9 protein-coding genes are annotated in these 11,719 nt (G+C 37.8%); 4 read left to right on the forward strand and 5 right to left on the reverse strand.

Annotation, left to right across the window (positions count from 1 at the left end):
• Positions 1-771: 771 nt before the first annotated feature.
• Together M1F25_RS19390 and M1F25_RS19395 are read left to right on the forward strand one after the other, a co-directional pair.
• Entirely contained in the window at positions 772-2,124 is a 1,353-nt protein-coding gene (locus M1F25_RS19390) for an APC family permease (protein ID WP_094962471.1), read from the forward strand.
• Positions 2,125-2,225: 101 nt separating this feature from the next.
• Positions 2,226-3,944: an amidohydrolase gene (locus M1F25_RS19395; protein WP_094962470.1), complete on the forward strand. Its 1,719-nt coding sequence runs from the start codon at positions 2,226-2,228 to the stop codon at positions 3,942-3,944.
• Positions 3,945-4,091: 147 nt separating this feature from the next.
• Here the strand turns inward: M1F25_RS19395 and M1F25_RS19400 are convergent, their stop codons facing one another.
• Entirely contained in the window at positions 4,092-4,235 is a 144-nt protein-coding gene (locus M1F25_RS19400) for a Hok/Gef family protein (protein ID WP_112308132.1), read from the reverse strand.
• A gap of 527 nt (positions 4,236-4,762) precedes the next feature.
• Here M1F25_RS19400 and M1F25_RS19405 point away from each other — a divergent pair.
• On the forward strand, positions 4,763-5,896 hold the full coding sequence (locus M1F25_RS19405; RefSeq protein WP_096864358.1) for an RNA ligase RtcB family protein: 1,134 nt from the start codon (positions 4,763-4,765) through the stop codon (positions 5,894-5,896).
• Positions 5,896-6,507, forward strand: coding sequence for a peptide chain release factor H (gene prfH / locus M1F25_RS19410; RefSeq protein WP_181488787.1), 612 nt, complete (start codon positions 5,896-5,898; stop codon positions 6,505-6,507). Before M1F25_RS19405 ends, prfH begins: the two co-directional genes overlap by 1 nt.
• An 82-nt stretch (positions 6,508-6,589) precedes the next feature.
• On the opposite strand, the gene M1F25_RS19415 is transcribed toward prfH, so the two are convergent.
• The 4 genes from M1F25_RS19415 to uvrD all read right to left on the reverse strand — a co-directional run bounded on the left by M1F25_RS19415 (position 6,590) and on the right by uvrD (position 11,682).
• Positions 6,590-6,865 carry a hypothetical protein gene (locus M1F25_RS19415; RefSeq protein ID WP_181488789.1) on the reverse strand — a complete coding sequence of 92 codons (276 nt, stop codon included), beginning with the start codon at positions 6,863-6,865 and terminating at the stop codon, positions 6,590-6,592.
• A gap of 192 nt (positions 6,866-7,057) precedes the next feature.
• Positions 7,058-7,642 (reverse strand): 2OG-Fe(II) oxygenase, encoded by a 585-nt coding sequence (locus M1F25_RS19420; RefSeq protein ID WP_181488791.1) that lies wholly within the window; start codon positions 7,640-7,642, stop codon positions 7,058-7,060.
• A gap of 252 nt (positions 7,643-7,894) precedes the next feature.
• Complete coding sequence (locus M1F25_RS19425; protein ID WP_181488793.1) at positions 7,895-9,319, reverse strand: hypothetical protein; 1,425 nt, start codon at positions 9,317-9,319, stop codon at positions 7,895-7,897.
• Positions 9,320-9,519: 200 nt separating this feature from the next.
• On the reverse strand, positions 9,520-11,682 hold the full coding sequence (gene uvrD / locus M1F25_RS19430; RefSeq protein WP_181488795.1) for a DNA helicase II: 2,163 nt from the start codon (positions 11,680-11,682) through the stop codon (positions 9,520-9,522).
• Between the last annotated feature and the right edge of the window lie 37 nt (positions 11,683-11,719).

Consider the following 11,719-nt stretch of genomic DNA (forward strand, 5'->3'; position numbering starts at 1 on the left):
AAATAGCGTTAATATTAAATACCGACTCTCGTTTTATATTCTAAACGAAGTCGGTGTTTCATTATATGGAACTCAAATAGTTAATTTAATTAATGCAAATAGGCTATTTAATTAAGTGGTAAATTCTTTATCTACCACATGATAAATCAAAATTAATTTAAATCTTTTTGTTCTTATCTATATATACGCAATTGTAACAAAATAAACTTAACCACATAAAATCAATAAGTTAAACAGAAAAAATTCATCTTGATTTTCTATACATAATGGCTATCATTTAACTTATCTTAAATCCACTTCAATTAATAAACACATCCATCAAACAACTCTTTGAAATAAAAGTAGTTGTTTATTTTTTTCAATTAATGATTGCTTAATAGGAACTTGGTAATTATATTGTACGCCGCTTGTATTCACCCCAGCGGATGGTGATGGTCCGATTCATCACTGACGTTTCATTAAAGTGCGCACGATGACATTTCATTTTAAAAATGTCCTGGTGCGAGGTTTTCTGAAATTGAATGCAGACGGTTCTAAGATTTAATTTAATACAACCATGTAGCGTTAAGACTCTAAATAATTCGAAAACACAACTAGGCGGCAAGCAAAAGAGTCGCTAGGAGCATACAAAAGTATGTGACTAGTGCGAACGAGTGAAGCCAACAACGTTGTGATTCGAAGTATGACGAGTACGGCTGCATTTTAGGTTCACTCGGCCTGTGCATTCAGACAGAGTTAACGTTGTTAAGGGCTTTTGGGAAGGGCTTAAAAATGCAACAGAATACCGTTCAAATGAAACGCGTACTGACCACTCCTGCGTTAGTTTTTTTCGGGCTGGCTTATATGGTGCCACTCGGAATTTTCACCACCTATGGACAAGTAACTGTATTGAGTGAGGGCCATCTGCCTATCGCTTATTTAATTACATTAGCTGCCGTCTTTTTTACCGCCATGAGCTATTGCCGCATGACAAGCGCACTTCCTCTTTCAGGATCTGCTTATTCATACGTGCAAAAAACCTTTGGCGGCACACTCGGGTTTTTAGTGGGTTGGGCACAATTGCTCGACTATCTCTTTCTGCCAATTATTAACTACATTGCAATTGGGATCTTTGTTCATGAAGCGTTCCCCGATATCCCAATGTATGTGATTATTTGCAGTACCATCACAATTGTTAGCATTATGAATATTTTGGGAATTAAATTAGTTTCCTCAATGAATATGCTAATCATTTTAATGCAATTTGTATTTATCGCAGTGTTCCTATACTTGAGTTTTAAAACTTCATTTGTATTGGATACTGATGCTTTATTGGCACCTATTACGGTAATGTCAGAACAAGTATCAGGATTATTTGCTGGTGCAGCGGTACTCTGCTTAGCCTTCCTTGGCTTTGATGCGATCTCCACCATGGCAGAAGAAACCAAAGATGCACGTAGTGCGTTACCAAAAGCGATTCTATACACCGTGTTTATCGCAGGTACGCTATTTGTCATCATTTCCTATGGTGCGCACTTGGTTTACCCGATGTGGCAAGATTTCATTCCTAACACAGATATTGCTAGCCTTGCGGTAATGAAACAAGTTGGTGGTGCGATGATGGCTTCTAGCTTTATCACCGCTTATGTTATCGGTGTATTTGCCTCAGCAATGACCTCACAAGCCAGTATTGTACGTATTTTCTATGCGATGGGCCGTGAAGGCGTGTTACCACGTTCGCTGTTTGCTTATCTGCATCCAAGACTCAATACACCGATTTACTCAATTATCTTTGTTGCGTTAGCATCACTACTTTCATTAGTGCTTTCACTCAGCATGGTCGCCTCAATGATTAGTTTTGGTGCCTTAATTGCATTCACTTTTGTGAATTTATCGGTCATTAAACATTTTTACATTGACCGTAAAGCACCGCTGGATAATACAAAAATTATCACTTGCCTGATTATGCCTTCTATTGGTGTTATCCTAACATTATGGTTATGGACAAGCCTTGATAGCGAAGCCTTTAAAGTGGGTTTATGGTGGCTAGCCGCAGGAGCAATTTACTTAGCACTGCTGACCCATGGTTTTACTCGTCGTCCACCTGCAATCTCTGACGATGAAACTGAAATGATTATTAACTAAGCATTTCAAGTCTTATAAATGATTACGGGGGAGCACTTGCCTTCCCCGTTGTTTTTTTAGCTCTGGTGCCACCAAAGCACCACTGATACAGACGGTTTACAATGAATAATCAATTAGCTGACGTTATTTATTTTAACGGTTATATATATACTGCGGATGATAAAAATCGCGTTGTCGATGCGGTTGCTGTTCGTGATGGTTACATTCTTGCCACAGGCACTTCTGATGAACTTCATCAGTATGTTGGCCCTGAAACAGAGAGTATCGATCTCGAAGGCAAAATGATGATGCCTGGTATCATTGATGGTCATATGCACCCTTTTTGGGGCGGTATTCAACTCTTCGGTTGTCATTTAAATTATGAATCGTTAACTATCGAGCAAATTTTAGAGCGTGTACAAGATCACCTCGATAAAGACCCTCGTACCGGGGAAAATGATTGGCTCAAAGTCACTGCATGGCTACGTCAAGGAATGATCCCGGCGGGTGTTGATATGTATCGTGAAGATATGGACAAGCTCAATACAAAACGCCCTGTCGTATTATTTTCAAATGACTGCCATACATTGCTAGCCAATAGCCGTGCTCTCGAACTATTTGGTATCACTAAAGACACGCCTGAGCCACCTGATGGTAAAATTGGCAAATACGAGAACGGTGAGTTGAATGGCATCCTTGAAGATGCACCCGCTATGCGTGCTGCCGATAGCATTCCTTCAATTCGTGACGACCAAGCAATTGAAGTTGCTGAATTAGTACAGAAAGTACTTAACCAGCAAGGTGTGACTATGGTGATGGACGCCCGCGTTTCAGAACAACAGCTTGAAGCCTTTTCTCAATTACAGCAACGTGGTGACCTTACGATCCGTTTCCAAGCTGCTCGTGAAATCACCCCCGATGAAACACCAGATGTTGCTTCAGTAGCGGCAGCCGTGGATAAAGCCGTTGCATTTGCCAAAAAATGGCACCAAGCTGATTGGACACCAACCCCAGGTATTGGCTTGAATAATATTAAAATGTTTGTTGATGGTGTCATGCAATTTCCAACAATGACAGCGTCGTTATTGCAGCCATACCGCATTAATCAAGGCACAGATGACACGCCTAATTGGGTAGAAACGGATAACTATGGTGATCTGTATTTCACAGCTGAAATTCTTGATGAATTAATGGAAAAAATTGCCGCAGCAGGCTATGACCCTCACTTGCATACTGTTGGTGAAGGTGCCGTTTCCATCGTATTAGATGCGATTGAAAAAATGCGAGCAGCGCACCCAGAAAAAGATATTCGCCCAGGACTCGCTCACAATGAATTAGTCCATGCGGATGATTACGCCCGTTTTGCGCGCTTAAAAACCATCGCTTGTTTATCTTTCCAGTGGGCAGCCCCAACTCCAGAGCTAGCGGCTTTTGAGAAAAAAATGCTCGGTGATGAACGTTTTGAGCAACTTGAACCCATCGCTAAGTTTGTCGATGCTGGCGCGGTTGTTGCATTTGGTAGTGACTGGCCAATCGATGATTTCGATGAGTGGTATGATTTAAAAGTCGCAGCGACACGCCGTGGCCGCGATATTAATGGTCAAAAAGCACCGAGACTCGATAATGACCGAGACTTGACGGTAATTGAAGTTTTGCGCTCTGCAACCATTGACTCTGCTTATGCACAGCACCGTGAAGATGTACTCGGCTCATTAGAGGCTGGAAAATTTGCTGATATGATTGTATTGGATCGCAATGTATTTGAGATCCCTGCTGATGATATTGAAAATGTAAAAGTATTACGTACAATTATTGGTGGAAAAACTGTACATATTGCTTAATTATTTATTTAGATAACTAATTAAATAAACACCCCAAAGATTAAATAATATCTTGGGGTGTTTTTAATTGGGCACTTAATTCCAAACCTGAATACACACAATTAAATCGGGAAATTACGAGGGAATACGCTCCCTCGTAAAGCAACATTACTCTTCGTAAGAAAACGTTGTTTGAACAACTGTATTTCCATGACTAATGACAATTAGACAAAGTCTGTCTCGCATTAGTACTGAAATACTAAACACGGTAATACACGCTGAAACAAACGCAATCACTGCGAACTTGCTCATTTCCCTTGACCTCTTAATGGTTAAGAGGCACAATCCTAACTGTCGGGTTAGGTTTGGGCCTCGTTGGTTAATAATAACTAACGGGGCTTTTCCATTTCTAATCCAAACATTTTATCCAACATAATAAGCTTGAACCAGAAAGGCTCAAGCACCCGCCCAAATGATAGCAAATTTTTATATTTCACTCACGCTCAATTCCATTGGAATAAATAAAAATATAAATTTAATTATCTAATTATTAGTTTGTATAATATTAATTAATTTATATATTGATTTTATATATTGGTTTCAGAAAAAGGCTAAAAATCGGCTATCTTTAAAATAGCCCTTGCAAAAGAAAAAAGTTACCGTTAGTATCCGCAGCGTTTTATATTCATCTACTAACTGCAAGGAGGTTTACCATGACAACAATTAATCAAACTCTTTGCGGGCACACTCAGAAATAGCCACTCTCGTTAGTTAATCTATTTTCTTAATTTTGCCTGCTAATTCACCTTATTTTTCAATTAAAAATGAGTTAATAGCTTATGGGCAATACCTTACATACTGTGGATCAGCAAGTCAGCTATATCGCCACAGAATCAACATGGATTGAAAGTAAAGCAATCCAACAGTTACAAACAACCGCAAACTTACCTAATATGGTCTCTGTTGTTGGCATGCCTGACCTACATCCAGGCCGTGGATACCCAATTGGTGCGGCATTTTTCTCAACCAAGCGCTTTTATCCTGCGCTAGTTGGTAATGACATCGGTTGTGGAATGGCGCTGTTCCAAACTGATATTAAAAAATCGAAAGTTAACCTCGATAAACTCGAAAAACAACTTTCTGAAATGTCAGATCATGCGCCTTTGTCATGGCTTGAAGAGCATGTTCCAAATAACATGCAATCACATGACTTTATGTCATCATTAAGTTCTATTGGTGGCGGAAATCATTTTGCAGAATTTCAAGCTATCGATGAAATATTAAACCCTGAATGGTTCAAGGAAAGTGGTTTAAACAAACAACAATTGCTGTTGTTAGTTCACAGTGGTTCTCGAGGTTTAGGCCAATCAATCCTTCGCCAACATGTAGAAAAATATAGTCATGATGGGCTTATAGACAATACTCAAGATGCAAAAGATTATCTGGAAGCTCATCAGAATGCATTGGATTTTGCCCAACTAAATCGACAAATGATCGGTTTACGTATGCTGCAACAAGTAAAATCAAAGGGTAAACTCGTACTCGACCTTAATCATAACCTAGTTGAATACTGTAAAATCAATGATATTGAAGGGTGGATACATAGAAAAGGAGCGACACCATCAGATCGCGGGCTAGTCGTTATCCCTGGTTCTCGAGGTGATTACAGTTATCTCGTTTCTCCACAACCAAGTGAAGTTTGTCTGAATTCTCTTGCTCATGGAGCTGGACGGAAATGGATGCGAACTGAGTGTAAAGGACGTTTATCACATAAATATACACCGACTCAATTATCAAGGACGGTATTAGGTAGTCGTGTTATCTGCGCAAACAAACAATTGATTTACGAAGAGGCCCCTCAATCTTATAAATCTATTGATACTGTAATTGAAAGCATGGTGAATATTGGCATCATCCAAGTTGTTGCGCGTCTTAAACCTGTTATAACCTATAAAACCAGTGGAGATTGCTAATGATATTATTACAGTTTTCCTCTGCGCAGGGGCCTGAAGAATGTTGCATAGCGGTGGAAAAAGCACTTATTTGTTTTTTCCAAGAGGCTAAAAAACTTTCAGTCATTGCCGATACACTTGAGTTTTTCCCATCACGCTATGGACTAAAATCTGCCTTAATTTCATTGGAAGGCGAGAATGCAGAAATACTATCCCAAAAATGGACTGGCACTATTCAATGGCAGTGCCAAAGCCAAATTAGGCCACGACATAAACGTAAAAATTGGTTTTTGAGTGTCACCCGTTTCTCTCCCATTAAACCAATTGAAGAGAGTGAAATTGAGTTTGAATTTACTAAAGCACAGGGGGTTGGAGGGCAGCATGTGAACAAAACCTCGTCTGCGGTTAGAGCAAAACATGTCGCTACGGGTATCACTGTCAAAGTGCAATCTGAACGCAGCCAGCACGCTAACAAAAAGCTTGCGAAACAGTTAATTCAATGGAAATTGAATGAACATCAATCGCAGCAACTTAATGAACTGGATAAACAACGTCATCATTCCCATTATCAAATTGAAAGAGGAAATGCGGTAATGACTTTTTCAGGAAATGAATTTAAACGTTTAAAATAAAACAATACCACCTCAGATAAGAGGTGGTATATAATTTAAGATATCTACCTTACTGTTTTGTGCTTTACTACCCAGACAATGCTTAATTCACTAAATAACACATTGAATTATTAAATTGACATTCAGCAATATAATAATTTGGCTCAATGATAAAACTATATTCTTTTTGTGAAGAAAAACAATTTGTTGTTTGTATTAGTGACGAATGATCAACATCATAATTAATAGGTACAATATCGCCTTTATTTTTATTCATTAAGCTATTAAATGCTGTTTCTAATTGTTTTTCATATTCCATGATACTTATTCCTTGTTGAATCTGCTTATCACCATAACCAAATTTATCAACGCTGTTCATCTACAAGCTCCTTTTATATGTACATTGAAAAATCACAAGTTAAAATGGCTGATATAACCGATTAAAACAAGTTAAATTGAATAGAGTTAATCTTAAATTTTAAAGGAAATAATATAATATTAATTAGATATTATAAATATGAAAGAATCTCTATCAGCCACCTCAATAAGAGGTGGTAATAGCCTGAACGGATTAGAGTAATTTTTCTGTTAAAAACCAGCCTGCGATACTTTCTCGTTTTTGTTGAGTCGGTAACACTTCATGTGGAAATTCTTCAGACATAAAAAAAATCATTCGACCTGCAAGCGGTTCCAATTCAAACAATTGATTGTTTTCTTTATCATAGACAACAAGTTCACCTCCATCTCCAGCTTGCCATGTTTCATTCATATACAAAACAGTGGTTACCTTGCGACGCCCTTGTCCTCTTGGGTTATCAACATGCTTTTTATAAAATCCACCATTAGGATAACGGCAGAAATGCGTTTCAAAATCACGCAGACCAAGATAAAGCTGGCAGTTAAGCTCTTGCCTAACCTGCTCCATTTTATCGAGATAATTAACGATAGGCTCCCCCATTTCAGGTTCTAGCCAAACAGTTTGATCAGCACGAATACTTTTATTTCCTTGTAAGGTATCACCGCGCCCAATACGTGCATCCTGTAGGGTATCTGGAATACTATTTTTGATGGCTTGTATATGTTGCAGGCTCATGAAATCGTCCCACACATACCAACCTTGTGAGGAAAGTGAATCAATAAGTTTATCCATTGACATGATGAGTCTTAGAAAAGTTAATTAGGTAATATTTTATACTTCATTGAGATGAAACTTTAAAATTAAAAACTCAAATCCTGAGGATTAATACGGCATATCAAAGTCAATCACTAAAAAGATAGTGATAGTTATCATAGAGTAAACTAGAAAAGAGATTCAAAATTACATAAATAACATACTCATTCCATAGTAAAAAAGCACTCCATCCATATTGAGTGCTTACTATAAAATCAAATTAAACGATTGATTGACTTAGCAGAATGCAGTTCTTCCAATACCACCACAAGAACAACGTGCCACTGGGTTAAGAAGACTTACCTGCCCTAGGTTTTTATTTACTTCACTATTCCCCTCCTCCGCCGATTGGAAAGCCGTAATTCGTTCTGAAATTAATTCGCTTTGAATTACGGGTTGAACTAATGTATTACCATCTTGATTTTCAATCATTTTTTGAGAATGAATTGACCAGTGAAGTTCAACATCTTTGATAGTTTCTTTAATGCTATGCATTTCTTCATTATATCTTTTAATATTTAAAGATAGATGATTTTTAAAAGGCCCTGAATTCACTTCTAATTCGCCTTGTTTTTCCATTTCAATATTTAGCTTATCAATATATTGATTTAATTCGTCTAATACTTTTAGTAAATTGGACTCCTGTAGTTTACTTATCCTACTTAACTCATCTAATACATGCTTATCTTTTGCTATGCTAGGGCTTTCTACTCTATACAATGAAATATTTCTACGTAATGACCTTATTTCTTCTATTTCTGAATTAGTTTTATGTTCGTTCAACTCACTTAGGCCTTTAAACATATTTAATTGTTCATCAAATACTTTTACATTTTTATGAACTTTTTCCTCTAACATTCTCATCGAATCATCTATCTGTTTTTGGCTATATTTATCAGTAACAACCGAACTGGAGCCCCAAGCTCTTCCTTTATTTAATAGCTGTACTGAACGAGATTTCAAATCATTTATAGACGAAACAAATTTTTCAATTTCATCATCTATCTCTTTTTTATTTTTTATTGTCTCAATTTCTATGTTATCTAACTGTAAATCAATTTTTCGTTCATCTTCTAGTAACTTAGATGCTCTATTTTTCAATGATTTTAGCTTAGCGTTATGGTAATTTATTGAGATAGATACAATACCTGTTTTAACTTTATTAAACGAAGTATTTAGATGGGTTATTTCATTATTTATCTTTACTAAAGTAGATTTTTCATTATTTAACATACCCTCTTTTGTCTCATGAGGGATTTTTTTGATTACAAAAATACTTTCTAGTAGTTTATGGTCACCACCAATATTTTTATTTTGCTTATTTATTTCCAACTCTATTTTATACTTAGAAAACTCACTAGCCTCAAAATATAAAATCTCATTACCGATATTTTCCTTGTTATATTTACTAGCAAGATTTTTCATTGCTAGTAAATTACCTTCAAAAAATTTAATAGCTTTATTCACCTCATCTATTTTAGTGGTCACTTCACTATTTATATTTGTTTTTTCAGATAAATATTCATAACCATATTCATCTTGAATTTTCATTACTAATGAAGACTTCAGTTTCTTAATTTTATTTAAACGATTTTCAGCAGAAAAAATTAACGAGTCTATTTTTTTAAAATCATAACTATTTAAATTAAAATCAATTTCCATATTAATCCCTTTGATTTTCATATAATTAAAAACATAATTTGATATCTATATTGCGTTTTTATATTATATTAAAGACAAAGGAGTGACTAATTTATTATTTGTATAATAAAAACAAATTATAATTATTTTAAACCTATATTTCATTTAAATAAATAAAGTAGAAATATTATTCAGATTTCTACTTTATTTATACTTGTCTATTACAGTTTCTCAAGCTTCGCATATGAAGCCACCAGCCACTTAATTCCTTGGCCTTGGAAAGCGATTTGTAAACGACAGTGTTCACCACTACCTTCAAGGTTAATAATCGTGCCTTCTCCAAATTTAGGATGAACTACACGCTGCCCTAATGCATAACCCGAATCATTTTGGCTAATCGGGGTACCAAGGCGTTGATGGCTAACTGGTATTGAAACCTGCGCTCGCAAACGAACTTCTTCAACACACTCGGTTGGTAGCTCACCGATAAAACGAGAAGGCCTGTGATAAACTTCTTTGCCATATAAACGACGACTTTCAGCGTAGGTGATAGTCAGTTTTTCCATTGCTCGGGTAATACCGACATAAGCAAGGCGACGTTCTTCTTCAAGACGACCACTTTCATCCATCGACATTTGGCTTGGGAACATACCTTCTTCCATTCCCACAATGAATACAACAGGAAACTCTAGACCTTTAGCTGAATGCAAAGTCATCAATTGAACGGCATCTTGACTAACATCCGCTTGTCCATCTCCTGCTTCCAATGCTGCATGAGAAAGAAAAGCCTGCAATGGCATTAAGTCTTGGTCTTCGTCTTGATAGCTGAAATCACGGGTTGCATTGACTAACTCTTCCAAGTTTTCAATTCGAGCCTGTGCTTTTTCGCCTTTTTCTTGCTCATACATCGCTCGTAGGCCTGAGTCGTTAATCACTCTATCAGCTTGAACGTGTAATGGCATGTCTTGGGTTTCTTTAGCTAATGCATCGACTAATTCTAAGAAACGCTCGATTGCAGCGGCTGCCCGACCTCCCAACACCTGCTCGCGAAGTAAGTACTCACAACTTTCCCATAATGTTAGTTGTTGATCCCGTGCAGTTTGGCGAACAGTATCTAATGTTCTATCTCCGATGCCACGTGTTGGTGTATTGACCACCCGCTCGAAGGAAGCATCATCATTACGATTTGCTATTAATCTTAAATAAGAAAGTGCATCTTTAATCTCTTGGCGTTCAAAGAAACGTTGCCCACCATAAATACGATATGGCATAGCACCTTGGATGAGCGCCTCTTCTAATACACGAGACTGTGCATTACTCCGGTACAGCATGGCACAATCTTGTAGGGCTCCACCATTTTCATGCCATTGTTTAATGCGCCCAACCACATAACGTGCTTCATCTAACTCATTAAAAGCGCAGTAGAGGGAAATGGGTTCACCATCTCCGCCTTCTGTCCATAAATTTTTCCCTAAGCGGTCACTGTTATTCGCGATCAATGCGTTCGCCGCTTTTAATATATTATTCGTTGAACGGTAGTTTTGCTCAAGGCGGATAGTTTCTGCACCAGGAAAATCATTGAGAAAGCGCTGGATATTTTCTACTTGAGCCCCACGCCAGCCATAGATTGATTGGTCATCATCACCAACAATCATGACTTTTCCAGTTTCCCCAGCGAGTACACGGATCCATGCATATTGGATATTATTGGTATCTTGGAATTCATCGACGAGAATATTCGTAAAGCGCTCACGATAATGCTGTAGTACATGGGGCTTGTTTAACCACAGTTCATGGGCACGTAATAATAGCTCAGCAAAATCTACCAGTCCGGCTCTATCACAGGCTTCTTGGTAAGCTTGGTATACTTTTAGCCATGTGGCTTCGACTGGGTTTCCGTAAGCTTCAATGTGCTGAGGACGCAAACCCTCATCTTTTTTACCGTTTATGTACCACATACCCTGACGTGGTGGCCATTGTTTTTCATCTAAATTCATCGCCTTAAGTAAGCGACGAATTAAACGGTATTGGTCATCACTATCGAGAATTTGAAAATCCTGCGGTAAATTGGCATCCATATAATGTTGGCGTAATAAACGATGCGCTAAGCCATGGAATGTTCCTATCCACATACCGCCTTCACTAGTACCAATCAATTGATTGATTCTATGGCGCATTTCTGCTGCCGCTTTGTTCGTGAACGTCACTGCCATAATTGAAAATGGGGAAGCATTTTCCACAGACATCAGCCATGCAATTCGATGCACTAGCACCCGAGTTTTACCACTACCGGCCCCCGCAAGGACAAGTAAATTGGTACGCGGGGCGGCAACCGCTTCGCGCTGTTTGTCATTAAGGCCTTCAAGCAGATAAGAGACGTCCATAGTTACCATCAAAGCAAAACAGTGGTTAATACCACTG

Source organism: Providencia sp. PROV109, assembly GCF_033681625.1.
GTDB lineage: Bacteria > Pseudomonadota > Gammaproteobacteria > Enterobacterales > Enterobacteriaceae > Providencia > Providencia hangzhouensis.